General features: G+C 48.1%; 25 protein-coding genes. 10 read left to right on the top strand and 15 right to left on the bottom strand.

Features of this window, described 5'->3' with window-relative positions; all coding sequences use genetic code 11:
* Positions 1 to 30: 30 nt before the first annotated feature.
* Entirely contained in the window at positions 31 to 1,419 is a 1,389-nt protein-coding gene (locus NLX74_RS08495) for an aspartate ammonia-lyase (RefSeq protein WP_254328599.1), read from the top strand.
* On the top strand, positions 1,406 to 2,659 hold the full coding sequence (gene hydF, locus NLX74_RS08490) for a [FeFe] hydrogenase H-cluster maturation GTPase HydF (RefSeq protein WP_254328437.1): 1,254 nt from the start codon (positions 1,406 to 1,408) through the stop codon (positions 2,657 to 2,659). Before NLX74_RS08495 ends, hydF begins: the two co-directional genes overlap by 14 nt.
* Before the next feature lie 147 nt (positions 2,660 to 2,806).
* Here the strand turns inward: hydF and hydG are convergent, their stop codons facing one another.
* The 3 genes from hydG to NLX74_RS08475 all read right to left on the bottom strand — a co-directional run bounded on the left by hydG (position 2,807) and on the right by NLX74_RS08475 (position 7,193).
* On the bottom strand, positions 2,807 to 4,219 hold the full coding sequence (gene hydG / locus NLX74_RS08485) for a [FeFe] hydrogenase H-cluster radical SAM maturase HydG (RefSeq protein ID WP_013310651.1): 1,413 nt from the start codon (positions 4,217 to 4,219) through the stop codon (positions 2,807 to 2,809).
* A 49-nt stretch (positions 4,220 to 4,268) separates the two neighbouring features.
* The gene (gene hydE, locus NLX74_RS08480) at positions 4,269 to 5,327 is read right to left on the bottom strand and encodes a [FeFe] hydrogenase H-cluster radical SAM maturase HydE (RefSeq protein WP_223822128.1); all 1,059 of its coding nucleotides are present in this window, start codon (positions 5,325 to 5,327) and stop codon (positions 4,269 to 4,271) included.
* A gap of 249 nt (positions 5,328 to 5,576) precedes the next feature.
* Complete coding sequence (locus tag NLX74_RS08475) at positions 5,577 to 7,193, bottom strand: alkaline phosphatase (protein ID WP_250261131.1); 1,617 nt, start codon at positions 7,191 to 7,193, stop codon at positions 5,577 to 5,579.
* 239 nt (positions 7,194 to 7,432) lie between these two features.
* Between NLX74_RS08475 and NLX74_RS08470 the strand changes: the two genes are divergently transcribed.
* A complete protein-coding gene (locus NLX74_RS08470; RefSeq protein WP_165177151.1) occupies positions 7,433 to 8,350 on the top strand; it encodes a LysR family transcriptional regulator in 918 nt (305 codons plus the stop codon).
* Positions 8,351 to 8,689: 339 nt separating this feature from the next.
* Here NLX74_RS08470 and NLX74_RS08465 read toward each other — a convergent pair whose 3' ends face one another.
* The 3 genes from NLX74_RS08465 to NLX74_RS08455 all read right to left on the bottom strand — a co-directional run bounded on the left by NLX74_RS08465 (position 8,690) and on the right by NLX74_RS08455 (position 10,360).
* Positions 8,690 to 8,830, bottom strand: a complete 141-nt coding sequence (locus tag NLX74_RS08465) for a hypothetical protein (protein WP_023989112.1) — start codon at positions 8,828 to 8,830, stop codon at positions 8,690 to 8,692.
* A gap of 272 nt (positions 8,831 to 9,102) precedes the next feature.
* Complete coding sequence (locus NLX74_RS08460; protein WP_250261130.1) at positions 9,103 to 9,519, bottom strand: helix-turn-helix domain-containing protein; 417 nt, start codon at positions 9,517 to 9,519, stop codon at positions 9,103 to 9,105.
* 22 nt (positions 9,520 to 9,541) lie between these two features.
* Positions 9,542 to 10,360, bottom strand: coding sequence for a carbon-nitrogen family hydrolase (locus tag NLX74_RS08455; protein ID WP_069289797.1), 819 nt, complete (start codon positions 10,358 to 10,360; stop codon positions 9,542 to 9,544).
* Between the two features lie 176 nt (positions 10,361 to 10,536).
* Here NLX74_RS08455 and NLX74_RS08450 point away from each other — a divergent pair, with 176 nt between their 5' ends.
* The 7 genes from NLX74_RS08450 (at position 10,537) to NLX74_RS08420 (ending at position 17,915) form a co-directional block, all read left to right on the top strand.
* Positions 10,537 to 11,718, top strand: coding sequence for a pyridoxal phosphate-dependent aminotransferase (locus NLX74_RS08450; protein ID WP_254328436.1), 1,182 nt, complete (start codon positions 10,537 to 10,539; stop codon positions 11,716 to 11,718).
* Positions 11,719 to 11,959: 241 nt separating this feature from the next.
* Positions 11,960 to 13,165: a glutamate 5-kinase gene (gene proB, locus NLX74_RS08445; protein ID WP_254328435.1), complete on the top strand. Its 1,206-nt coding sequence runs from the start codon at positions 11,960 to 11,962 to the stop codon at positions 13,163 to 13,165.
* A gap of 12 nt (positions 13,166 to 13,177) precedes the next feature.
* On the top strand, positions 13,178 to 14,470 hold the full coding sequence (locus NLX74_RS08440) for a glutamate-5-semialdehyde dehydrogenase (protein ID WP_254328434.1): 1,293 nt from the start codon (positions 13,178 to 13,180) through the stop codon (positions 14,468 to 14,470).
* A gap of 39 nt (positions 14,471 to 14,509) precedes the next feature.
* Positions 14,510 to 15,376: a pyrroline-5-carboxylate reductase gene (gene proC / locus NLX74_RS08435; protein ID WP_254328433.1), complete on the top strand. Its 867-nt coding sequence runs from the start codon at positions 14,510 to 14,512 to the stop codon at positions 15,374 to 15,376.
* Entirely contained in the window at positions 15,373 to 16,584 is a 1,212-nt protein-coding gene (locus tag NLX74_RS08430; RefSeq protein WP_254328432.1) for a 2,3-diketo-5-methylthiopentyl-1-phosphate enolase, read from the top strand. Before proC ends, NLX74_RS08430 begins: the two co-directional genes overlap by 4 nt.
* Positions 16,581 to 17,258, top strand: a complete 678-nt coding sequence (locus NLX74_RS08425; RefSeq protein WP_254328431.1) for a 2-hydroxy-3-keto-5-methylthiopentenyl-1-phosphate phosphatase — start codon at positions 16,581 to 16,583, stop codon at positions 17,256 to 17,258. Before NLX74_RS08430 ends, NLX74_RS08425 begins: the two co-directional genes overlap by 4 nt.
* Entirely contained in the window at positions 17,259 to 17,915 is a 657-nt protein-coding gene (locus NLX74_RS08420) for a methylthioribulose 1-phosphate dehydratase (protein ID WP_235309610.1), read from the top strand.
* 166 nt (positions 17,916 to 18,081) lie between these two features.
* Here the strand turns inward: NLX74_RS08420 and NLX74_RS08415 are convergent, their stop codons facing one another.
* The 9 genes from NLX74_RS08415 to NLX74_RS08375 all read right to left on the bottom strand — a co-directional run bounded on the left by NLX74_RS08415 (position 18,082) and on the right by NLX74_RS08375 (position 26,391).
* Positions 18,082 to 18,693 carry a flavin reductase family protein gene (locus NLX74_RS08415; RefSeq protein WP_254328430.1) on the bottom strand — a complete coding sequence of 204 codons (612 nt, stop codon included), beginning with the start codon at positions 18,691 to 18,693 and terminating at the stop codon, positions 18,082 to 18,084.
* A gap of 164 nt (positions 18,694 to 18,857) precedes the next feature.
* Positions 18,858 to 19,640 (bottom strand): hypothetical protein, encoded by a 783-nt coding sequence (locus NLX74_RS08410; RefSeq protein ID WP_069289805.1) that lies wholly within the window; start codon positions 19,638 to 19,640, stop codon positions 18,858 to 18,860.
* 1 nt (position 19,641) lies between these two features.
* The gene (locus tag NLX74_RS08405) at positions 19,642 to 20,910 is read right to left on the bottom strand and encodes a multi-tm2 domain protein (protein WP_254328429.1); all 1,269 of its coding nucleotides are present in this window, start codon (positions 20,908 to 20,910) and stop codon (positions 19,642 to 19,644) included.
* Between the two features lie 95 nt (positions 20,911 to 21,005).
* Positions 21,006 to 21,476, bottom strand: a complete 471-nt coding sequence (locus NLX74_RS08400; RefSeq protein ID WP_254328428.1) for a hypothetical protein — start codon at positions 21,474 to 21,476, stop codon at positions 21,006 to 21,008.
* Positions 21,473 to 21,961: an RNA polymerase sigma factor gene (locus tag NLX74_RS08395; protein ID WP_254328598.1), complete on the bottom strand. Its 489-nt coding sequence runs from the start codon at positions 21,959 to 21,961 to the stop codon at positions 21,473 to 21,475. The genes NLX74_RS08400 and NLX74_RS08395 overlap by 4 nt, the downstream gene beginning before the upstream one ends.
* Before the next feature lie 204 nt (positions 21,962 to 22,165).
* On the bottom strand, positions 22,166 to 22,894 hold the full coding sequence (locus NLX74_RS08390; protein ID WP_069289808.1) for a DnaD domain-containing protein: 729 nt from the start codon (positions 22,892 to 22,894) through the stop codon (positions 22,166 to 22,168).
* A 3-nt stretch (positions 22,895 to 22,897) separates the two neighbouring features.
* The gene (gene asnS / locus NLX74_RS08385) at positions 22,898 to 24,193 is read right to left on the bottom strand and encodes an asparagine--tRNA ligase (RefSeq protein ID WP_254328427.1); all 1,296 of its coding nucleotides are present in this window, start codon (positions 24,191 to 24,193) and stop codon (positions 22,898 to 22,900) included.
* 132 nt (positions 24,194 to 24,325) lie between these two features.
* Positions 24,326 to 25,522: an acetate/propionate family kinase gene (locus NLX74_RS08380; RefSeq protein WP_013310675.1), complete on the bottom strand. Its 1,197-nt coding sequence runs from the start codon at positions 25,520 to 25,522 to the stop codon at positions 24,326 to 24,328.
* Complete coding sequence (locus NLX74_RS08375; RefSeq protein WP_061829181.1) at positions 25,519 to 26,391, bottom strand: 3-hydroxyacyl-CoA dehydrogenase family protein; 873 nt, start codon at positions 26,389 to 26,391, stop codon at positions 25,519 to 25,521. Before NLX74_RS08375 ends, NLX74_RS08380 begins: the two co-directional genes overlap by 4 nt.
* Positions 26,392 to 26,522 lie beyond the last annotated feature (131 nt).

The following is a 26,522-nucleotide window of genomic DNA, read 5'->3' as shown; positions in this document are numbered from 1 at the left end:
ACGCGAACCGAGCGGGATGCGCTAGGAGAGATGGAAATTCCCGCAGATGCCTTTTACGGTATTCACACTGCACGCGCGATGAATAATTTTGCGGTCAGTGGCAGGCCTGTGAACAAAAACCTGATTCACGCTCTTGTGTTGGTAAAAAAAGTAGCCGCTCAAGTGAATGGTGAGCAGAAACGGCTTCCTGCCCAACGGGCCTCTGCCATTGTAAATGCCTGCGACGAATTACTCGCCGGGCGGCACCAACATATGTTTACCGTGGATGCCATGCAAGGCGGCGCAGGCACCAGTACCCATATGAATGTAAATGAGGTCATTGCTAATTTGGCCATCGTACAGCTAGGAGGCAGACCAGGGCAGTATGAGATTTTACATCCGCTGGATGATGTGAACTGCTGCCAGTCTACGAATGATGTCTATCCGACAGCGCTACGAATTGCAGCGATACGGCTGCTTCGGCCTTTATGTGACACGATATCTTCGTTACAGGATGCTTTACAGCACAAAGAAACAGAATATGCCGACTTGCTCAAGCTAGGCCGCACTCAGCTAATGGATGCCCTGCCCATGATGGCCGGGCAGGGCTTTGGTGCCTACGCAAAGGCTATAGCGCGCGACCGCTGGCGTCTCTATAAAGCTGAAGAGCGACTGCGGGAAATCCCTATTGGGGGCACGGCGATTGGCACAGGTATGAACGCGCCCCGCGCATACAGCTATCGGATGGTCGAAAAGCTGGCGGATGAGACTGGCTTTGGACTGAGTCGCAGTGACCACCCGATGGACCCGATTCAAAATATGGATGTCTTTGTCGAGGTGTCCGGTCTACTCAAATCAGCCGCCGTGAATCTGTACAAAATATCTGGCGATTTTCGTCTACTGGCCTCTGGTCCTTTCGGTGGTTTTGGCGAATACACGCTGCCTCCAGTTCAGGCGGGATCCTCTATTATGCCTGGCAAGGTCAATCCGGTAATAGCTGAAATGGCAGGACTCACAGCCATGCGTGTGATAGCCGAAGATGCGGCTATCACTATGGCCGCTGCCTCCGGTCAGTTGGAGCTAAACGCATTCCTGCCGCTGATTGCCGAATCGCTGCTGGAATCGCTACATATTCTGAACAGCGCGGTTCGACTATTCGAGGAGCGATGTGTGCGCGGCCTGATCGTGCGTGAGGAACGCTGTACTACAAATCTGCGTAACTCAGCCGTGATGGCTTCTGCGCTGGTCGCGGAGCTTGGCTATGATGAAGCTGCCTCTATTGCATCTGCAGCCATTGTGCAAGGTCGCGCGCCAGAAGATATTGCAGAAGATCGCGGCCTACTGAGCCGTTCGCGGATTGACCAATTATGCCATCCCTATACAGTAACCAAGCCCGGAATTCCGGGACAGGAAGAAGGAACTCACCATGGGAATGAATGATACCCCTCGTAGCAATCGACCACATATCGTCCTGCTCGGTCGCCGCAACGCAGGCAAATCCAGCATTCTGAACACCCTGACTGGTCAGCCCGTCGCTGTGGTATCTCCTGTAGGAGGAACGACCACGGACCCCGTTTTCAAACCAATGGAGCTACTCCCAGCGGGTCCCATTGTTCTGGTGGATACCGCCGGACTGGACGATGAGGGTGAGATCGGGGAGCTGCGCCGCAACAAAACGCTCGAAATACTTAATAGTACAGACTTGGCCTTGCTCGTTATCGACGCCACCGTTGGTGTCGGACCATTCGAGCATGAGCTACTCGAAAAGCTCCGCACCAAAAAGATTCCTGTTATTGGGGTATTGAATAAGATAGATACCCTTACTGAATCAGATAAAACGGCTACAAAGCTGGCAACTGAACTGGATCTCACCCTGATTCCTTTCAGTGCATCTTTGCTTTGGGGAGACACGGAACTGAAAAAGGCTATTACTAATACGCTCCCTCAAAACGAGGATCGTTTCCGAATCGTCGGTGACCTGTTGTCACCCGGCGATGTTGTTGTGCTGGTCGTTCCCATTGACAAAGCTGCACCAAAAGGCCGATTGATCCTGCCACAGCAGCAAACAATCCGCGATACACTAGAGAGTGATGCCATCGCTGTAGTGACCAAAGAACATGAACTACGATTGACGCTGGAGAGATTGGGACGTAAGCCTCGCTTGGTCATTACCGATTCACAGGTTTTTATGAAAGTAGCGGCCGACACGCCTAAGGATGTGCCTCTTACCTCTTTTTCCATCCTGTTTGCCCGTCATAAAGGCGATCTGGACGAACTGGTACGAGGTGCAAGAGCCATTGATCGCCTCAAGGATGGAGACCGTGTACTCATTGCCGAAGCCTGCACTCACCAATGCCAATCTGACGATATTGGTCGAGTGAAAATTCCCCGCTGGCTCCGCCAAACGATAGGCAAACGTCTCATCATCGAACATGCATCCGGCTCCAGCTTCCCTGATGATCTGAGCGAATACGCACTGGTTATTCATTGCGGTGCATGCATGCTCAATCGGCGTACGATGCTTCATCGAATGTCGGAAACAAAAGCTGCCGGGGTGCCGATTGTGAACTATGGTATTTTCATCGCTTATGTACAGGGGGTCTTTCCCCGTGCTATTGAATGCTTCCCATCTGCTATGCTGGCATGGGATCAAGCTATAGAAGCCGGCAGTTATTCCTAAAAGACCTCATCTCATCATTAATATTTTTTTCCAGACACACAAAAGCAGTCGCGCTGATTCCAACGCGACTGCTTTTCATTTTCAAGTTCTATTATAAATCATGAGAATTTTCATAGCGTGAAATGATACTACGAATAATATAAATTGCTAAAAATACAAATCACGCTCGCCTGCTTCCAGTCGTTCCAGTCTGTCAAGCGTCAAACGGCGCGTCGATTCACGTGGTATACGCTCCAGATTCTCTCGCAGAGCGGCAGCTCCCAGTTCACGCGCCTCCTCATCCCCATAATCCAGCAGATATTCTTGGAAGGTCAGCAGCGAATTCGGCTGGCACACATTATGAATTTGTCCTGATTTGGCAAGCTCCATGAAACGATCCCCCGTTCGCCCCTCACGGTAGCAAGCTGTGCAGTAGCTCGGCATATATCCGCCACGGCACAAACTTTTAATAATTTCCGATGGTGAGCGATGATCCCCCACCTCAAATTGAGGCTTATCATCAGTTTCCTGTTTTGCATATGCCCCTACGCCTGTAGCTGAACCTGCACTAATCTGCGACACGCCTAGACCAATGACGCGGTCCCTATATTCCGGCTCCTCGCGAGTGGACAGGATCATGCCAGCATAAGGGACAGCCAGTCGAAGAACGGACACAATTTTCATAAAATCCTCATCGTTGACCAGGTACGGATATCGCTCCAGATCTACATTTTCAGCCGGACGCAATCGTGGAACTGAAACCGTGTGAGGGCCGCAGCCAAAGGCTTCTTCCAAGTGTTCGGCATGTTTCAGCATCGCTACGGTCTCATAGCGGAAATCATACAAGCCGTACAACACACCGATCCCCACATCATCTATACCCGCACGCATGGCTCTGTCCATTGCGGTGGTGTGCCAATCAAAGTCCCGCTTCGGTCCCTGCAAGTGGAATTTACGATAGCTTTCCCGATGATACGTTTCCTGAAATAAAATATACGTACCAATGCCTACCTCTGCCAGCTTCCGATAGTCCTCCTCGGTTGTGGATGCAATATTCACATTGATCCGCCGTATGCTGCCGTTATCTACCTTGACCTCATAGATCTGACGCAGACAATCGACGATATAGTCAATGGGACAATGGACTGGGTCTTCCCCCGCTTCCAGCACGAGCCGCTTGTGTCCCAGTTCTTGAAGCACTCTAACCTCCTCCACCAATTCCTCCGGTGTCAGACGGCTACGAGTAAAGCTGTCATTGGTATGTTTATAACCACAATATTCACAGTTATTCACGCAGTGGTTGCTTACATATAAAGGGGCGAACAGCACAATCCGGTTGCCATAAATTTGTTCTTTGACTGCCCTCGAAGATTTAAACATCTCTTCCAATAATTCAGGATCATCCACATGCAAAAGAGCCGCCGCTTCACTCGCACTCAGTCCCCGGCAGGCTCTCCCCTTTTCTAAAATTTCTAAAATACGGTGTCGATCTGTTGCCTCTTGTTTCCCCTGCTCCACTGCCGCCATAATTTCTGCTTCATTAATAAAATCCGCCGACACTTTCTCTCGTACTCCACTCACGTATACCCATCTCCTTATTTATGGTTACTGCAATGTTTCCGTTATGGCCTCACAAAGTTTCCTGTCTCATAAGCTGTCGTTGCACCCTCAAACTATCGCCGCGCCCCATATCGACTTCAAATCCCGCTCCGCGAATCCGCAGTTCCAGGCAATGTCGACATTGGGCAGACTCATCGCCCAAACATATTTTATTCTCATAAATCGCATACTTAGGTCTCACCGCCAGTGGCGACAAATTGGGCATCACCACATTCGCTCCCGCCTGAAGCGCCTTCTCCCTGCCTTGGGGATGAATCGTTCCCATTGCCGTAGACGCCGGAATAAGTGCATCTGGAACGACCAATCGGGATAACGAAATAATATCGAGTGCCTTTTCCATGCTCCCCTGACTGGCATCCCGAAGTGGCGTGTTGCTATGCGGTAAAAAGGGACCAATCCCGATCATATCTGGTGACAGGCTGTGTAGATAAACCAAATCGTCTGCTAATTCACTATTCGTTTGTCCTGGTAACCCCACCATACATCCGGCCCCGATCTGAAAACCGATTCGTTGCAAAGCCAGCAGACGGCTGCGCCTGCTTTCCATCGTCATCGTCGGATGCAGTTTGGCGTACAAATGGGGAGAAGCTGTCTCATGCCGCAGCAAAAAACGGTCCGCGCCAGCCTCGTATAATTGCTCATAAGTTTCATCATCCCGTTCACCGATGGACAGTGTAACCGCCACATCCGCAAAACGGCTTTTAATTTCCCGAATCAATTTCGTCAGCCGGGCTGCTGTAAACCAGTAATCTTCCCCACTTTGCAGCACAAAGGTCCGATAACCGAGTTCATACCCCTCCGCACAACAGGCCAGAATTTCTTCTGGCTGCAAACGGTAACGATCTGCCTGTTTATTCGAAGCGCGCAGCCCACAGTACATGCAGTCCTGACGACATATACTGGAGAATTCAATTAATCCCCGTAAAAAAACACCTTTGCCATAGCGCTCCAATTTGGTGCGAGCTGCCAGGTGTCTCAGTTGAGCCCGCAGCGTCGGCTCATCATCCAGACGTGTCAGCAGCTCCATCATTTCTGTATGCGTCCATTCCTTGCCGTCAGCTAGACGCAGTAATAATTCGTCCGTGACTCATCCCTTCTTCCCTCGTCCATCCGGACTTCACATCATCAGCGGCTTGTACCGTACATGTATTATTCTAGCAATATCGGAGAGGTTGTAACGTGATTAGTTTCACAAAAAATCCCATCTTATAAAAACTGCCTCCAACTTCTGCCTCAAAAAATACACATTTATATCAACACAAAAAAAGCTGTTTCTTCCTCTAATGGAAGAAACAGCCCTTGTCGATGGTTCTGCTTACTACTGAATCAAATCAATCGCCTGCTGGGGTACAAAATAATCAACGCCGTTAAATACAACTACACCGTTGAGCGTGGTATTTTTACCATTCAGCGTAGCTATATTTTTGTATACTGGAAGCTCCAGCTTGTTACTGCCTTTGGTCACTGTAATGACTTTCGTGTCCGCAGTAAACTTGGCTCCTTTAGCTTCAAAAGCGGCTTTTGCAGGAACAAACAGCTGCTTGCTGACCGTATCCAAATCCAGTCCGAGTACACGTGTCATATATTTATTGACATCTGTATTGTCGATTACACCGGTTGGACGATCTCCGTTCGGCGCGTACGTGTACAACACGACATCGCCTCCTGTATGTCCGCCTGTAGTCCAGCCAATATTTGCACGTTTGCTAATGATCGGTCCAACAGCATAGTTCATGCTGCCTTCTTTGGCATCTTTAATGGTTTTTACTTCTTCGTCTGTCAAATCGGTGATGCCAAAATATGTGGAAAGCACCTCTTTAATATTGCTGCGATCTGCATTCAGCTTGGCTTCCAAGCCTTCACCCGTCAGCTTCGCTTTTTTCAGCGGGTCTATAAAAGAAGCTAAAGGTGTTTTATCATAATTGCTAGTTGTATCGCTGCTACCAATCGTCAATCCACCATTTCCGTGGTCTGTCACTGCTACGACGACTGTATTTTGGTTTTGTTTGGCGTAATCCACAGCAACTTTCACTGCATCGTCAAATGAAAGCACGTCACTGATAATTCCGGTTGGATCATTTGCATGGGCGGCCCAATCCACTTTACTGCCTTCTACCATTAAGAAGAAGCCTTTATCGTTTTTGGACAACACATCAATTGCTTTCGATGTCATTTCCGCCAGACTAGGTTCCTTGGATGCATCGCGATCCAGGTTATACGCAAGGGCTTCGGGAGAAAAGCTGCCCCAGAGCTTGCTGGAGGTCGATTTTTTCAACCCTTCAGGTGTCGTGACAAAGTCATAACCCTGGTCTTTAATTTGGGCTACCAAATCTTGGCCATCTTTACGCCCTGCTGCCTCCAAAAACTTGCCGCCTCCACCTAACACTACGTCAACCCCGTTGTAGGCTTGCTGCATGCTGAGTGCATCATAATTTTTACGATCAGGATAATGTGCGGTAAAATCAGCTGGTGTCGCATGCATAATCTCGGAAGTCGCAATAATTCCGGTCGATTTTCCTGCCAGCTTGGAAGCCTCAAGAATGGAAGCTACAGGCTTTTTGGCGTCACCCGCTGCAATGGGTTGTTGTCCAGGCATTGTCGCTTCATCAGGAAGGACACCTACATACCCAGTATGTGATTTATGTCCTGTGGCAAAAGCAGTACCCGCTGGAGCAGAATCGGCAATTGGAGCATCCGCAGAATGCGTACGCACCATGCCGCTTGCCATACTGTCTAACGTTAAGGAGGATCCTTTGTACCATCTAGCCAGTGCAGTGGCGTCATTAGCCATACCGTCTGGAATCAAAATAATTACGTTTTTAATCGACGTGTCCTTTTCGACTGCCATCGCCGTCCCACCGCTTACGGCTAGCATCATAGTCGCTACGAGTGCAGCCACCGATTTCTTCGTATGTATCCCCCAACATTTTAGCATTCATTTTCCTCCCAGACACTTTTTTGTACAACCAGAACTAAGATTAATCACGTTTTATCAGGAGAATGTTAAATGAATTGCTTATCTGTATTAAAAGACTCTATTTGTATAAAAACGCTCCATCTATATAAAACTTGTGACACATGAGATTCGTTAAGATTGGGAATTTCATTTTATTATTGTATAATCAGTCTATGATGTAATAGGTAAAGCTTATAAGACAAGGGGCGCAAAATTCGATGGAATTCAGACAGCTTCAGTACACCCTGCAAATTGCAGCGGAAAAAAACTTCTCACGCGCAGCAGAAAAACTGCATATAGCTCAGCCCTCTTTGAGCCAACAATTATCCAAACTGGAAAAAGAACTTGGGGTACTTTTATTTCAACGCAACACCAGCACGGTGGAATTAACACATGCAGGAGCAAGCTTTGTAGAAAAGGCAAAAAAAATAGTCGATGCAGTCGAGCAGCTCCGGCAGGAAATGGACGACATTTCTCAACTGCGGAAAGGGAAGGTTGTGGTTGGCAGTATGCCTATCACAGGTTCTCATTTGCTGCCGCATGTGCTGCCTGTATTCAAAAAGGCTCATCCCGACATTGAAATCGTGTTAGTCGAGGATTCATCCATGAATCTGGAGAAAAAAACTGCCAGTGGGGATACAGATCTCAGCCTGCTATCTCTTCCATTAGTTGAACCTACACTTTCCTATGTGCCCATCGGTGAAGAGTGGATTGATCTTGCCGTTCCTCCAGGTCACCCCCTAGCCCTGCGTAAAAACGGAGGCCATCCGCAGCCTGTGCATATGGAAGAACTGAAAGATGAGCCTTTTGTCGTGCTGAAAAAAGGGCAAGGCTTTCGCAAGCTGACGATGGATTTGTGTCATCAAGCTGGCTTTGAACCTAATGTGGTGTTTGAGAGCACTAATATGGAGACGCTCCAATCGCTCGTAGCGACAGGTATGGGAGTGACACTCGTCCCCCGTTTTATCGCCCGGGCCGCCAGCAGCGAGTTTGTTCCAGCATTATTGCCACTCGCCGAACCTACCCCTAGCCGTACCCTGGCCATTGCTTACCGAAACGGACGTTATTTGTCTAAAGCTGCCGAAGCCTTTATTGATACCTTCCGAGAAACGGTCGAGCAACTTTCTCAAAAGTAGCTTCGAATGTGAAAAGGACCGTCTTCCTCCCTAGCCAAAGCCAGAGAAGAAGGCGGTCCCGGGGCTTCACCCCTATACTTTCAATACTTCATTTACTTTACGGGTTCGATTACACTGTTGCGATGTTGCTTCCATTTGTCTTCAACGAACCACATTTCATGTTCATTTGAATTTCATGTCAGCCTCGCCTGATTACTTTACGCTTGCTCGGAAACTCCACTTTATCCATCCCGCATCACTTCTTTCCTTAAGGTCTCTAGCCTTGGTCTCCCAAGAGTGTCCTACCTCAGTTCCAATGTGCTGTGTGATCCCAAAGTGCCTGTCCTCGCCTTTTTGTGATCAGGGTCTCCCTAAATCTGGTGGACTTTTATCCTGATCATAGCCCATTTCATAATTGTTTCCGACAACCTGTCTATTTAAGCCTCTCGGCCGTGACAGGCCATCCCTATTCGCCAGTTCGGATCTACTTTGGTTATCCATCGTTATCAACCTCCTGGTGTCGGGATACTATTATAATACACCTATGGGCTGTATCTGAAACAGATATCGGAAAACTTTTTTATTATCGAGAAGAACCAAATGCTTGCTGTACCTCGGCTTCACTCACTTGTGTTTTAAAGACTAATTTTGAAGGATCTTGAGGTGAATAAATGACCTCTATAATACTTCCCTGCTGCAGTTTGGATAGTTGGGAAGAAAAAACATCCTTTTGCGTGGTTACATTAAATGTATCGCCTTGTTTTTCGTTACACTCAGCTTAAACTGAAGCTTAATTTTGTCTGATGTAAATATTCATAGGCCGTTGGGTCATTTAATTGCTGGTAATATACGGCCTTCATCAAATAAGTCGTCATTTCCACCACAAGCGAATCGTTGCGATCCTCCAGCTGATCCACATAGCTTTCCGTGGCAGGATTAGCCAGCTTGGACATCTCTGTGAAAATCTTATCCGCTGTAGCCAGCGTCCCCTCATCCTCTGCCGCTGCACGCAAGAGGTAGGATGGGTTTACACCTAAACGCCCAGCAATTTGCTCGGCCAGATCCTCTGCCAACGGGTAACGGTCAGCCAGTATATTCGCAAAATGTGCGGGTGTCACCAGCCCGCCTACCAGCTCTTTACGGGACAAGTTTTTCTTTTTACACAAAAAATCAATGCGTTCCTTAAGCATGGAGTATTCCTTTCTGCACTGATTATCGGTCATACAGTGAGGGACGCCGATCTTCAAACACCGGAATACGACCACGCACGTCCTGCACCAAGACAGACTCAATTGTTCCTGTGAGAATCTCCTCCTGCTCTCCGCCCTCAGCAATGATTTCTCCCCATGGATCAATAATAAGCGAATGCCCGAAGAAATCAGTATCTCCGCTGCGACCTACCCGGTTACAAGCAATGACATACATTTGATTTTCTATAGCACGTGCGGTCAGCAAGGTACGCCAGTGATGAAGCCGGGGATGAGGCCATTCCGCGGGTACGATCAGCAAATTTGCGCCCGACAAGGCCAAACTTCGGGCTAGTTCAGGAAAACGGATATCATAGCAGATTGACGCACCTGCCTGAATACCGCCATCCAGTGCGAATAAAACCTTTTCTTCGCCAGGCTGCAAATATTTTTCTTCATCCATAAGTCGGAATAGATGAATTTTGGAATACGAAGCAACCTCTCTGCCTGTGCGGTCAAAAACGAGCATCGTATTATACACATGACCGTCGCTTTTTTTCTCTGCGATTGACCCAGCTACTACGTTCACTTGATGGGTGGCGGCGAATGCTGCTATCCATGCCCGAGTCTCCGTCCCTTCCTTGTCCGCCAGCTCATGAATGCGATCCAAGGCATAGCCCGTATTCCACATTTCCGGCAGGACAATCAGATCCGGCTTCAGTTCGGTTTTCATCGCTTGTTCCATTAAAGCTCGGATATGACTGCGGTTTTCCGGGGGATTTCCTATCTCTATATGAGCTTGTATGAGTGCAACACTGAACGGCTGAGCTTCCTGATACGTCAAAATCCTTCATCCTCCTTGTGAGCCGGAGCTTCCCGCGACCCATTATCCGGTATTTTCCCCCATCATAGCCCGATCAGTCTGGATTACGCAACTATGCAAGCTTAATTCCTCCTATACAACTCGGTAAAATCGTGATAGATTATTTCTTAAACTATTCCAAAAGGTCGTGTGTATTGATGACTCATTTTTCTATTCCCTCCGCTGACGTGATGAAACAGTTACCTACTCAATTTTTTGCCACACTTGTACAAAATGTAAACCGTGAAATTGCGGCGGGACATGATGTCATTAATCTCGGACAAGGGAACCCGGACACCCCCACTCCTTCTCATATTGTAAAAGCTTTGCAGGAATCAGCGGATAATCCGCTGTATCATAAATATTCGCCATTTCGCGGTTACAGCTTTCTCAAGGAAGCCGTTGCCCAGCGCTATCAGGAGGATTACGGTGTGACGCTCAACCCTGAAACCGAGGTCGCCATCCTGTTTGGCGGAAAAACAGGTTTGGTTCAGCTGCCGCAAGTCTTACTCAATCCCGGCGATGTTTGCCTCGTCCCTGATCCCGGCTACCCGGACTACTGGTCTGGCGTAGCCTTGGCTAAAGCGGAAATGTCTTTTCTCCCATTAAAGGAAGAGAACCGTTTTCTGCCCGATTATGAAGCCATTTCCGAGGAACGCCGCCGCCGCGCCAAGTTAATGTTCCTTAACTATCCGAATAATCCAACCTCGGCAACGGCTCCACTTTCTTTTTACGAGGATACGGTTGAATTCGCGCAACGTAACGGTATTGTGGTTGCCAGTGATTTCGCCTATGGCGCTATTGGATTTGATGGCGAACGTCCGGTGAGCTTCCTCCAGGCAGAGGGTGCTAAAGACGTGGGGATTGAGTTCTATACCTTGTCCAAAACGTACAATATGGCGGGCTGGCGTGTTGGTTTCGCGCTCGGTAATGCCGAAATTGTCTCGATGATTAATCTGCTACAGGATCATATTTATGTAAGCTTGTTTGGCGGCATTCAGGCAGCAGCGGCGACAGCCCTGACGGCCTCGCAGAACTGCGTAGGCGAGCTGGTAGCCCGCTATGAATCACGCCGTAACGCTTTTTATGATGCACTTGGGCAAATAGGCTGGAAGGCGACGCGCCCAAGCGGCTCCTTTTTCAGTTGGCTGCCTGTGCCGCAGGGCTATAGTTCGGCTTCTTTTGCCGATCTGCTGTTGCGGGAAGCCAAGGTGGCTGTGGCTCCAGGGATCGGCTTCGGGAGCGGCGGCGAAGGATATGTGCGAGCGGGGCTGCTGAGCTCAGAAGCTCGACTGACCGAGGCGGCTGATCGAATTGGCAAGCTAAACCTGTTTGGTTAAGCCGTATTTTCCAGCTACAACTTCTTTGCCAAACCTGGTCTTTTCGTGGTATTCTGTATCCAATATCATTTAGCGCGTTGAAGGGACTATTAAGAGAGACTCGGTCCTGTTCAGAGAGTAAATTCCGATAGGCTGCAAGAATTTACCTGGACTCTCTCCCAACTCCTATCCCCGAGCGCCCTGCGCAATCAGGCGGTCCCTGCCGTTAACAGGTTTCAAGTGGGATGATCATGAATCATCAATGAAGGTGGTACCGCGGAAGCACAGACTTTCGTCCTTTGCATACAAAGGATGGAAGTTTTTTTGCATTAAAAAGAGTAAAATTAAGGAAGTGGACGTCTTGTCAACACGAATCGTCATTAAAATCGGTAGCAGCTCTCTGACTGGAGTGGAAGGTGGCTTGAATCGGGAAGCCATTGCTTATTTTGCCCGGGAAATCAGCTTGCTTCGTGCAAAAGGTCATGAAGTGCTGCTGGTTACATCAGGCGCAGTAGCCGCCGGATTCAGGGAGATTGGGTACCCGTTTCGCCCTAAGCTACTGCATGAAAAGCAGGCGGCAGCAGCTGTTGGCCAAGCTCTTCTCATGCAGGCCTATGAGCAGGCTTTTAAAGATTTTGACCTAGTGATCGCGCAGGTTCTGCTAACCCGTAGTGACTTTTTGAGCCGCAAACGGATGAATAATGCCGGAATGACCGTAGAAGAATTGCTGCGCCAGCAGGTTATCCCGATCTTTAACGAAAATGATACTGTATCGATTGACGAATTGAAATTCGGCGATAACGATATGCTGTCCGCGCTGGTTGCCAATCTGGTCAAAGCTCAGCATCTGATTATCATTACGGACACCGATGGCGTATATACGGCAGATCCGCGCAAGCATCCGAATGCCGTACGTTTTGAACGTATCGAAGAAATTACAGAGGAGATTTATGCATTAGCTGGAGGTTCTGGATCGTCTGTAGGTACTGGCGGCATGCGATCCAAGATCGAAGCTGCCAAAGTCGCTACACGCGGCGGTGTACCTGTATATGTGGGACGCGTAAGCGCGAATGGTGATCTAGACGCAGCCGTCGAAGGACACGGACCGGGAACTTATTTTGACACCCACCTCTCTTCACTTCCGATGAAAAAACAGTGGCTTGGATTTATGTCTACCCCTCTGGGCGCGGTGCATGTAGATGAAGGGGCTGAGGAAGCGTTGGTTCACGGAGGACACAGTCTACTTCCGGTTGGCGTACGACGTGTCGAGGGCAGCTTTCATGCCGGAGATGTCGTTGAGGTGCTCGGACCGGAAAATAAAGTGTTAGGACGCGGCATCGTCAATTATGACGATGAACAGCTCCGAAATGTACAAGGATTACCCAGCGGCGAGGTTGTGGGCAAAATTGGTCCCATTCACCGGCTTGAGGTGATCCACAGGGATGAATGGATTACATTATGTATGTAGGGAGGCCGTAACATGAGTGATTTAACGACTAACACAGCTGCAACCGAGGAGAATCAGTTTAGCGAAGTACGAACCAAAGCGAATCTTGCTAAAAAAAGTGCCGGGGTCATGAACCGCCTGACTACAGCACAGAAAAACGAAGCATTGCTTGCTATGGCTGAAGCTCTAGTAAATCATACTGAAGAGCTGATTGCAGCAAACCATAATGACCTGAAACGTGGACGGGAACAGGGAACATCGGAATCGCTGCTCGACCGCCTCAAGCTGACCGAGGACCGAATCGGAGCTATTGCCGAAGGATTACGCCAAATTGTGGCACTGCCTGACCCGGTCGGCGACACCCTTGAGCAAATTGAACGTCCAAACGGTCTGCGAATTGAGAAGATACGTGTACCGCTGGGTGTCATCGGCATCATATATGAAGCGCGTCCAAATGTAACCGTGGATGCCGCGGGCCTGTGCTTGAAAACAGGCAATCCGGTTGTGCTACGCGGTGGTTCGGCCGCCCTCTTCTCCAACCGCAAGATTATCGAAGTACTCCAGCAGGCACTAGACGCAACAGCTGTGCCACGCGAGGCGCTTCAACTTATTGAAGATTCAGACCGTGCCTCGGTCAACGAAATGCTCACCTTGAACGGCTTGCTGGATGTAATTATTCCACGCGGCGGGCGTTCACTCATTCAAAATGTTGTTCAGAACGCTACCGTACCTGTCATCGAAACCGGAGCTGGTGTATGCCATACCTTTTTGGACGCTACAGCGGATACCGCAATGGCCGAAGCGATTACACTGAATGCCAAGGTGCAAAGACCGTCCGTGTGTAACTCGATGGAAACATTGCTCGTACACTCGGATTATGCAAAAGCACATTTAACAGAATTGGCAGAACGCTTTCGTGATGCGGGGGTTGAGCTACGCGGCTGTGCACGCACACGAGAATTGGTTCCTTGGGCTGTTCCTGCTACAGAAGAGGATTATGGCACCGAGTATAATGATTACATTATGAACGTAAAGGTCGTGGACAATCTGGACGAAGTACTGGAGCATATTGCCCGTTACGGTACGATGCATTCAGAGTGTATTGTCACCGAAGACAAAGCCCATGTCGAGCGTTTTCTGCAAGAAGTGGACGCGGCAGCCGTGTACCACAATGCATCCACTCGCTTCACGGATGGCTTCGAATTTGGGTTTGGTGCCGAGATCGGAATCAGCACACAAAAATTACATGCCCGCGGTCCAATGGGATTGCCTGCCTTGACTTCAACCAAATATCGCGTGTACGGTACTGGACAAATCAGGGAATAATAACTTAAATCAATCTGTATCCTTGGAGGTTATGAATCTATGTGTGAATCACAGACAAAGGTTTTAATTAATGAGCAAATTACATTTTTCGGGGCAGGATCAATGGCAGAGGCTATTATTCGCGGAATGACGGCTCGTTCTGTTGTCAAACCTAGTGGTATTACCGTCATCAACCGCAGTAATCAGGCTCGCCTTGAGGAACTTCAAAAGCAATATGGAGTCTTGTTCCAAACCGAGGATGCCGCCAAAACCGAGCTTCTGCGTCGTTCTCCGGTCATAGTGCTTGCCATGAAGCCCAAGGATGCTGCACAAGCACTTGGACAGCTCGGCCCACTTCTGTCTGATGAGCAGCTGATCATTTCGGTAATCGCCGGATTGTCTATTCGTACGATGCAATCGTTGCTGGGTCGCAAGCAGCCGATCGCACGGACGATGCCCAATACATCCAGCTCAATTGGGCTGGGAGCCACAGGTATTAGCTTTTCCAAGGAGATCAGCGAAAACCAACGTAAAAACGTGCTTACAATGTTCGAATCTGTAGGTACGGTAACGGTTATAGAAGAAGAGAAAATGGATGTTTTGACCGGGATATCTGGAAGCGGCCCTGCGTATGTCTACTACCTGATGGAAGCCATGATTGCCGGAGGAATCCGTGGTGGCTTGACCCCTGAGCAAGCGCACGAACTAACGGTGCAAACCGCACTTGGAGCGGCACGCATGGTGCAGCAAACCGGGGAGGAGCCTTCTGCCCTTCGCCATAAAATCATGTCGCCTAACGGCTCCACAGTAGCTGCATTGGAAACGCTGGACAAAGGTGACTTCTACGAAACGGTGATTGCGGCGGTGCAACGTTGTGCCGAACGATCCCGCGAGATGGGAGCTGTACTCAAGGAGGGAATTGAATGAGCTATTGCTTGGCGACCTACCGGATATACGATGACAAAGCCGATTTTAACCAAAAGGCCCAATCAATTGCCATCGGCATGACGGTGGGCAGCTGGACTGAGCTCCCGCAAGCCAAACGGGACGCGATGCAAAAGCATCTTGGCTCGGTTCATTCTGTGGATATTCACGATGGAGGTCCCGGTGAACGGTACGCGGACCTGACCATCGCTTACCCGGATGTCAACTTCAGCCGAGACATTCCCGCTCTGCTGGTCACGGTCTTCGGCAAAATTTCGATGGACGGCCGAATTAAGCTAACGAAGCTGGGTTTCTCGGAAGCATTCCGCTCTGCTTTTCCAGGACCGAAATTCGGTATCAGCGGCTTGCGCGAGCAGCTTGGCGTGTATGATCGCCCCCTCCTCATGAGCATTTTCAAATCTGTAATTGGCCTCAATTTGGACGAACTTCGTGAACAGTTTACCCGGCAGGCTCTCGGTGGCGTTGATCTGATCAAGGACGACGAGATCTTATTTGAAAACGCGTTGACGCCGATTGAAAAACGTGTCGAAGCCTGCATCAAAGCCGCCGAAGCGGCTGAGCGTGAAACCGGTAAAAAGCTGCTGTATGCCGCTAATTTAACGGGACCGACCTCGCAGCTTAAGACGCAAGCTCTCAAGGCCATTGATGCGGGTGCCAACGCGTTACTGTTTAACGTGTTGGCCTACGGTTATGATGTGCTGCATGAACTTAGCAGCGATCCCGCCGTCTCGGTGCCGATTGCAGCCCATCCTTCGTTAGCGGGTGCTGCTTATCCATCGCCGCATTATGGTATATCGGCGTCCGTCCTGCTCGGTCAGCTTATGCGGCTGGCTGGCGCTGACCTCGTGCTCTTCCCTTCTCCCTACGGCTCAGTGACGATGCCGCGTGACGAAAACATGGCAATCCGCGATGAGCTGATCAACCCTGATCTACCGCTGAAGGCCAGCATGCCTGTCCCTTCCGCAGGGATTCACCCGGGCCTCGTGCCGCTCATTGTACGTGATTTTGGTACTGACGTTGTTGTCAACGCTGGGGGCGGCATTCACGGACATCCGCTGGGTACAGAAGCTGGTGGGCGCGCCTTTGTGCAGGCGATTGAAGCGGTACAGAAGAATGTCCCCCTGGCAGAATATGCCCGTACTCACCCCGAGCTGCAATCTGCGCTCGACACATGGGGAGGCGAACGATGAGCATAGCAAAAAAGCCCGTCATTTTTTGCGATTTTGACGGGACAATTACGAACAGCGACAATATTGTCGCCATCATGAAGCATTTTCAGCCTACAGGCTGTGAGCCCATCATGCATCAAATCGTAAATGGGCATACATCCATTCGTGAAGGCGTAGGTGCGATGTTCGCCCTGATGCCTTCGGAACAAAAGGACGAAATTATCTCATATGTACTTGGACAAGCTGGTATACGCGAGGGCTTTGCACGCTTTTTGGACTATGTACGAGAGCAGCAGATTCAATTTTTTGTCACCAGTGGAGGCATTGATTTTTTTATTGATCCATTGCTAAAACCCTTTGACATTCCACACGACCACGTCTATTGCAACGGAGCGGATTTTTCCGGGGAGCGCATCCAGATTACTTGGCCGCATCCATGTGAGGAACCGTGTACAAATGATTGTGGCATGTGTAAAACGACTGTGATTCGTCAATATCCTTCCGAACAATACGAACGGATTTTGATCGGCGACAGCCTGACCGATTTTGAAGGAGCCAAAATTGCCGATCTTGTGTACTCCCGTTCGCATCTGACTTTAAAGTGTCAAGAGCTTGGCGTACCACATGTACCCTTTGAAACATTTGATGACATTATCGAGGATTTAAAGCAAAAACAGGAGCAAGGGGTGCTGTAAATGAGTTTTAACTTGGCAGACATTTCATTGGAAGAAAAACGCCGTACACTGGAAGAACTCGCTGATGTCAAAGAACTATTCGCATCTCGCAACTGGTTCCCAGGCACGAGCGGCAATTTGTCGATCCGAATCGGTGACTTTCATCCCGAACAATTTTATTTTGCAGTGACCGCCAGCGGTAAGGATAAAACCAAGCGTACTCCGGAAGATTTTCTGTTCGTAGACCAGTACGGAAAAGCGGCAGAAGCGACAAACCTCAAGCCAAGCGCAGAGACGCTTATACATTGCGAAATTTACCGCCTGACAGGCTGCGGAGCCGTTTTTCATGTGCATACCGTGTTTAATAATCTGATTTCCGAATATTACGGTGAGCAAGGCGCTGTACCTATCCAAGGTATTGAGCTGATCAAGGCTTTTAACATTTGGGACGAAAATGCTGCGATTGATATTCCTGTGCTGCCTAATTACGCAGATATTGCCTCGATTGCCAAGCTGGTGCCCGGTGTGCTGAATGATCAGGTGCCTGGAATTTTATTGCGTAACCACGGCATTTATGCGTGGGGCCGTGATGTATTTGAGGCTAAAAAGCATTTGGAGGCGTTTGAATTTTTGTTTGAAACGACCTATCGCTCCCTGCTACTGAAAACTTTGAAGTAAATAAACTCATAAATATCAAAGATGCTTATCATTATTTGTAAAAGTGGCCATTGAATATCGAGAACGGAGCCTAAGCGATAGCACAGGAACGTTCTCTTTTTTATAATTAGGGTATTCTATTCTACTAGCCACATAAAATCTTAGGCATGCTGTAAAAAAACGCCCCCTATTGGGGACGCTCCAGCGTGAATTGCTCTCCTAGCTTCGCATAGTTGTTCCCAGCCAACCGACTTACTGGACGCAACTCCTTAGCAATCACATACGTATTTTGGTATGCTTCCTCGGACAAATGATACTGCACTACGCGTCCGATTAACAGGTCACAGGCAGGTGTGTCCTCCTTGCCTCCCAACGGTATAACTTGTTCCAGAATACATTCCATGCGTATTTTCGCTTCTGCCACACCGGGAACTTCGATTTTTGTACTTTTGACCGGGGTAAGGCCTGCCAGTGCAACCTCACTCTCCTGCGGCAACAGACGGGAAGCCGTCACATTCACCGCTCCCACATTGTCCTCGTCTGTGATATGTACGACAAATGCCTTATGCTCCATCGCATTACGTGCTGTATCTTTGGATACTCCATCGACACGTTGTACGGATACAGACAGCAGTGGCGGTTCAGAGGCTACGATGGAAAAATAACTGAATGGCGCACCATTCAGCACCCCTTCGCTGCTCAAAGTCGTTACAAAGGCTACGGGCCTTGGGATAATACTTCCGGTCAACAGCTTATAATTTTCACGCCCTGTAAGCGTATCAGGATTCAACGAAATCATTATTCTCCCTCATTTCCGATCACAATCGCCATTCGACTGCACATCATCAAGTTTCGCCTGATAAGCAAATACACCATTAGCTAGCAACATGGATGACATCTCAGGCTTCCCTTCCAGTATCGCGTGAATGATACGAAATGTAAAGTTGGAGCCGGAAGATCTCCCTATTTTTCAATTATATTTCCTCGGCTATCGCGCACAGTAACCGTAATTCCCTCAGGTACAGCAATCGTAACATCAAGCTGCTGCTGAGTCTGCATAAAACGTGTCGGAATTTGACCCAGTAATACATACAATGTATCGCCGATTTGCTTGGTCTGGTATAAATCTTGTCCTTTTATTTCATCCTCTTTACCTGTGTATACATAACTTCCGAACACATGCACTTCAGGTGAGGTGGTTGCGTCAATTTTGACCGCATAAGGATCTTCTCCCTGTACAATCACCTTGGTCACTTCGGCAGGCAGTTTTTCATGCCAGTCTGGGAGAACCCTTGTTTCCTGAACCGAACTCATTATTTCTCTGACTTGCGGAGTGATCCCCAATGAACTGACCAAGGCAAATCCGATACAGCAAAAAACCAATACCGCCGTAATAAACATACTGAATAAATCATAACGAATGCGCTCACGCGTCCCTTTCCAAGCAGTATACATTAAAATTTCCAATCCCAGCAAAACAAAAACGACAGGCCACCAGGTTAACGCCTGGTCCAGAATGCCCGCTCCCCAAAACTTGGAGGCAAACGTTACGCCCCCCAGCAGAACAAGGAAAAGTCCCATTGACAGCCTTCCAACTTTCCACACCCCTGCCGGAGTGTTTGACGCTTTAGAGGAGCTATTTTTGTTAGATGATGTACCCAATATACCTGTGGCACCTCCTCCATCGCTATGAGGATGATGGACTCCCTTTAAGGGAGCCTCACTCTTTGAAAATTCAGTATCCATTCTATTGCTTCTCCTTTACTCGTTTAGATTTGGAATTCCCAATCATCATCCAAATACCACCGCCGATCAACAATAAGGATACGATAATCGTCCGTAGATACATGTCAACCAAATTATAAATCTCTCTGTTTGGAAACAGACGATCCAGAGTAGGAACTAGTACGTTGATTAAGATGTAATAGGCGCCCAGCAATAGTAACCCCAAGCCTACCCAGCGGTGATATTGTGCAAACATACCGATCACAGGTTTGTCGATCAGCGGCTCCCGTCCATAACGGCTTACTTGCTGCAATGCATCAAAAAAACTGTAAAACCAAACCACCGGAAGCAAGAATAAAAAGAGTGAAAGATGCAGCACATCCAGTACATAGATGCCTCCTAAAAACAAAAGCATGAGTTGGAGTCCGCGCTTTTGCAAACCTATATACATATGTCCGGCACCGGGAAATACGGATAAAATGGTAGCCAGCATTTTACTTCGACGTCCCTCGATTCTTCCATGCTCCAGTTCCTCAAACAAAGTCCGGTCCTGAAGAATTTCTCCAGCTTGTTTGCGATGTACATGCTGCACCGCATCAAACATGCAATACAGCCAAATAATCGGCAACACGCCCGCAAAGGCCAAAAATCCGGATTCGTTAGTAATGCTAGTAATAAAGATAAGAATCGCACCAAAGCCAAAGAAGGACAGTAAAAAAGACAAACCACGCTGCATTAGCCCCAAATGAAGGTGTCCCAATCCAGGAATGAACGACAGCAAAATCGTAAAAAAGCGTTCATTCTCCGATCCTCTTTGAAAAGCAGGTGATCCTGCCATACCATAGTGTCCTTGTTGATAATGGTTATTATAGCCCGGGCCATATCCCATTCCTACTCCCGGTACATCCGTATCTGCGTGTGTTGCCCCCTCCGGTACCTCCCCTGTTAAACCAGCCTGTCCATAAGGTCCATTTTGCGAGTAAAAATCATATGGATTGAGCCCTGCATGAGGGGGGTATGGAGCAGCGACTGCACGAGGATCATAACGCAACAAGCTAATCATGATATGCAGCATGCTGAGTCCCCAAAAAAGGGCGGCAACAAACATACCGAATAATAAAGGCGATTCGTCTCTTACTACGAATGCAAGAAATAATCCTCCTGCCAGACATCCGAAAAACAAAATGGTGTATACAAACACATTGGCTTTTCGTGTCCAATAATAGTGTCCCACACCGGGAATAATGTTCAATAGAAATGCCAAGAGCTTGCTTCTTTCCGTATAAGGCATCGCTACACTTCCTTTCTATTTATGGGATTTTGATAAAGTTCACAATTGAAGGTTGTTATTTTTGAGTTTTTTCATCTCAGCCTTTATCCGATGATTTAGGGCTTTAATTTATCGAGCCAGGTTGTTGTAGCTCGCATGACCTCTTCACTGTAAGAAACGCGTTCTTTTGGAGGAATCGGCTTTCCGCCTGTTTGCGGCATCATTTTGTCAAAGGCTCCACTGGACAACAAGATCAACGTTAGGCTTGCGGCGACAACATAATGAAACACAGGTTTTTCAAACCAGCGGCGTTTTTTGAACATAACTTGACTCGGTTCAGCTTCTATCTCGGGAAGAACGGCCATTACCTGATCTGTGAAGCGCTCCGTATCCATCCAGGCAGAATAATCTTTTAAAGTTGACTCCAGTTGCTCCAGTGCAACAAGATATAACATCAGCGCCTGTTCGTCTTCCAGCAGTAGCTTTTCTAGCCGGGCAGATTCTTCTATCGTGCAAGTTCCTGCAATGTAAGCATGCCAGTCATTCGATTTCCCTTCAATCCACGGTTTATCTTGTTGGTCAGTCATTGCCATTCCTCCTCCTTCCAGTGATTTCGAATCCATAGCCGCGCCCGATAGAGTCTCGACTCTACTGTTTTTAAAGCTACCTGCGTCTCTTCTGCAATTTGATCGTAAGTTTTGCCCTGCATATAATAGGCTTGAATAATATCCCGATGTTGCTGGGGCAACTGGGCAATTTTTTGCGATAGTTCTACAGTTTGCTCCTCGCGAATGAGACGGGCCACCACATCCTCATCCCGGGAAGGGAGCTGTACAAGGGATTGTGCCACGTCTATAAGCTCTGCGGGTCGTCTGTCCTGTTTGCGCTTAATATCCAGCGCTTTGTGGAGCGCAATTCGGCTCAGCCACGTTTTAAATCCTTCGTTCCGGTACTGGGGGAGAGACTTGTACACCTGAACGAACGCCTCCTGCGCGGCATCTTCGGCTTCCTTGCTGTCATGCAGTACCGAATAGGCGATATGAAATACATGCTTGCTGTACAGCTCTACGATCTCACGGAACGCCTGCCGGTCACCGGACCGTATTCGTTCAATGATTCTCTCTATATCAATGACGCTCTCCCCCTTCCCAATACTATAGACGCCAGGAAATTTCCTTCCCCTGCATATTTCGAAAAAAAATATTTAAAAAAGGACACACCCTCCTGACGGAATGGTGTGTCCTCTATCATTAAAGCCTATTTAGACCGATATATATCAATTGCGTCCGCCACCACGGAATCGCTGGGCGTATTCTTTGGCATCCTGCGCATTACGAACACGGTTTCGGCTCCACTCCAGCAAAATACGGTCTATATACCGGAAATGTACCTTCCCTGCAAATACCGCTTCCTTCAAAGCCAGCAAAATCAGCTCCTCGGGATACCGATCCTGATCCACCCAGCTAGTGATCGTCTCGTATTCCATCGGTGACAATGGGCGCCCGAATTCTTTCTCAAAAATCGTGAACAAATTGCGTTCTTCTGTAAGCGGGGATTCTGATATTCCATTCAGTAAATCCGGCTTTCCGGCAAACAAAATGTCATCTTCATCGTGCTGCTCATTACGTTCAGCGATCATACATTCTGCCAACTTACGGTACAGCCCCGTCAAATTGTAACGTTCGAATTGTACGGATGAGCTGCGGTCTTCTACGGAATCGATTCTCAAAAATCCTTCTTTCATGAGCTTACTGAAATAGAGTGCGATTTCGTTCGCAGTGCATCCGATACGTGACTGCAATTGTTCCCATGTCGGAAATTCATTACGTTCCGCTTGTTTAAAGGCAAGCAACTGCATCAGTAGCAGCATTTCACCATCCGTCAGCCGAAGTGTCCGATAATGCTTGAGCAGGGCGTAGGGAATCTGGACCATTCCGGCTTCCATAGCAAAGGCTACTCCCTCCGCCCATTCTGCCGCTGATGTCTTGTCGAATGATCCGGTCATCGGTTACGGATACAAACGATACAGCATACGTGGGAACGGAATCGTTTCACGTACATGATCGAGTCCACAAATCCATGCTACTGTACGCTCCAGGCCCAATCCAAAGCCGGAATGCGGAACGGTACCATAGGTGCGCAGATCCATATACCATTGGTAGGCTTCACGAGCCAAGTTATGCTCGTTAAAACGTTCTTCCATCAATGCTGGATCATCAATCCGTTGGGAACCCCCGATAATTTCGCCGTAGCCTTCAGGAGCGATCATATCGGCACACAAAACAACCTCTGGACGGGTCGGGTCTGGTTTCATATAGAATGCCTTAATGTGAGTCGGCCAATGTGTAATGAACACAGGCTTGTTATATCTTTCAGCAATCGCCGTTTCATGAGGAGCACCAAAGTCTTCTCCCCATGGAATATCGAACCCTTCACCTTGAAGGAAGGCAATCGCCTCATCATACGTAATACGTGGGAATTCGCCTTGAATTTCCTCCAGCTTCGAAACATCTCGTCCGATTGTTTCAAGCTCCTTCGCACAGTTTTTCAGAACAGACTGCACGATATGACTTACAAACTGCTCCTGAACGCGCAAGGATTCTTCATGATCCACAAAAGCCATCTCAGGCTCGATCATCCAAAACTCAATCAGGTGACGACGTGTTTTGGACTTTTCCGCACGGAAAGTTGGACCAAAGGAATATACTTTGCCCAGCGCCATTGCCGCGGCTTCCATATACAACTGCCCGCTTTGTGTCAAATACGCATCTTCATCAAAATATTTAATGTGGAACAATTCTGTTGTGCCTTCTGCAGAGGAAGGAGTCAAAATGGGTGGGTCCACCTTCGTAAAGCCGTTGCCGTTAAAGAATTCCTGTACCGCACGGATAATTTCCGCCCGTACGATCAGAACAGCACGTTGCTTGGCGGAACGCAGCCATAAGTGACGATGATCCATCAGGAAATCTACACCATGCTCTTTGGGTGTAATCGGGTAGTTTTCGGTCAAATGAATAATTTCAATGCCTGTAACCGTTAATTCAAAGCCCGATTGGCTACGCGGTTCTTCACGCACCACTCCAGTAACGTAAAGGGAGCTCTCTTGAGTCAAGGATTTCGCGTCATTCCAAATATCCTCGGACACTTCGCTTTTCACGATAACCCCTTGAATATACCCGCTACCATCGCGCAGTTGCAGGAACTGAATTTTACCACTAGATCGTTTATTGTTCACCCAAGCGCCGATTGTAACCGTTTCCCCTACATGGCGGCCCACTTGGGCAATCGTACTTTTATTCGTCATGACCGTCTCTCTCCTCTTAACCGAAAATCAAACAGCCCTTCCCCCTGGGTCAGGCTGTTTGCTCTCGCTGTTTGGTGCATGCGGAAATCAAACGTAAGTCCGCATGCATAAAGTTTATACTTTCGAACCGAACTACTGAACCAGACGGAACGTGTCGCGGGCAATAACCAGTTCTTCGTTCGTTGGAATGATCAGTACTTCTACCTTTGAATTTGCAGTTGTAATCCGGCGAGGCTCGCCAGAACGAATAGCATTCAACGATTCATCCAGCTCGATACCGAGGAATGTCAATTGCTCCAACACTCTCTTACGCAGAACGATGGAGTTCTCGCCTACACCTGCTGTAAATGCAATTACGTCTACCCCGTTCATTGCGGCAGCATACGATCCAATGTATTTGCGCAGACGGTATTCATACATTTCGAATGCCAATGTAGAATTAGCTTCGCCTTTTTCCATACCTTCTGTGATTTCACGCATGTCACTGCTGATACCGGAAATAGCTAAAAGTCCACTATGCTTGTTCAGCATGGAATTGACTTCATTGACAGTCAATTCTTCTTTGTTCATGACATAAGGTACGATTGCTGGGTCCAAATCACCACTACGAGTACCCATCATAAGACCTTCCAGTGGAGTCATACCCATGGAAGTATCAACAGACAAACCGCCTTGAACTGCTGTTACACTACCACCATTACCGATATGACAAGTGATAATCTTCAGGTCTTCCAAAGGACGACCAAGGAATTTGGCAGCTTCCTTACTTACAAAATCATGGGAAGTGCCGTGGGCACCGTAACGACGAACCTTATACTTATTGTACAACACTCTTGGAATGGCGTACATATAAGCTTTTTCAGGCATGGTTTGATGGAACGAGGTATCAAATACCACAACCTGCGGTACATCTGGCATATTCAATTCAGCCGCTTTAATCCCCATCATGGAAGCAGGGTTATGCAGTGGTGCCAAGTCAAACAAGCGGCGGATTTCACTCTTCGCTTCAGGCGTTACAACTGCAGACTGTTTGAAGATTTCGCCTCCATGAACCACACGGTGGCCTACAGCCTGAATTTCACTAGTACTGGAGATTACACCATGTTCAGCATCTGTGAGTGCGTTCAGCACTTTACGGATGGCTGTAGTATGTTCCAAAATTTCGCTAACTTCGGTGTATTCTTCTTTATTGGTTGGCTTATGCGTAAGAATGGAGGAATCCATACCGATGCGCTCTACCAATCCTTTTGCCAGAACGGACTCGTCCGTCATATCATATAATTGGTATTTCAGGGAAGAACTCCCTGCATTGATTACGAGAATTTTCATATCCGGTCACCATCCTTGTCGTACTTAAAGAAGCCTTCGCCCGATTTCACGCCCAGATTACCTGCACGCACCATTTTCTTCAGAACGATGGACGGACGATATTTCAATTCGCCGAATTCACGGAACATACGCTCCAGAGCAGCCAAAACGGAATCTAGACCAAAGCGGTCAGCCATTTCCAAAGGACCGCTTTGGAAGTTATAGCCGATTCGCATAGCGTCATCGATATCTTCAGCGGAAGCCACGCCCTCTTGAAGTACATGGGCCGCTTCGTTAATCAGCAGACAGATAATCCGGCTTGTTACGAATCCAGGAGATTCATAAATCATGACTCCTTTTTTCTCCACTATTTCTTCCACGAACATTTTAGTGTGTTCAAATGTATCGTCCGAAGTTTTCAAACCACGAATAATTTCTACAAGATCAATACGGGATACAGGATAAATAAAGTGCATACCAATAACACGCTCAGGATACTTGGTCGAGCTAGCAAGCTCGGTCAGGCTCAGCGTGGATGTATTACTTGCAAGAATAATATTGCTTGGACACACATAGTCTAGCTCTTGGAACACTGCTTTCTTCTCGTCCAGATTCTCTGTAATAGTCTCAATGACCATATCGCAGCTGCCGAGCTCCGCCAAATGGATTACTTTTTGAATACGGGATAAGATCAATTTTTTCTCAGCTTGAGTAATTGCCCACTTTTCCAGTTGTTTGTCCAGACTCGTTTCAATCATATTGTAGGCGTAGTCTAGTTTCTCTGGTGTCTGCTCTACCAGCAGCACATCGATTCCTTTGGACGCGAGCATTTCAGAAATCCCCTGTCCCATGGTGCCGCCGCCGATGACGCCGATTTTTTTAAATTGCATGATTCTTTACTCCACCCTTTCCTGGTCACTCTCATATATTGTATCCTTCTTTGTCGAAAAATACATGTTTATGTCCCAATAGATAATAATATCTTAGCACGGACTAAAAGTAAAAAAAAATAACCAGCATA

This window comes from Paenibacillus sp. MZ03-122A (assembly GCF_024213325.1).
Lineage (GTDB): Bacteria > Bacillota > Bacilli > Paenibacillales > Paenibacillaceae > Paenibacillus > Paenibacillus polymyxa_B.
The sequence above is the reverse complement of the archived record's forward strand: the minus strand, read 5'-3'. Positions and strand labels throughout refer to the sequence as shown.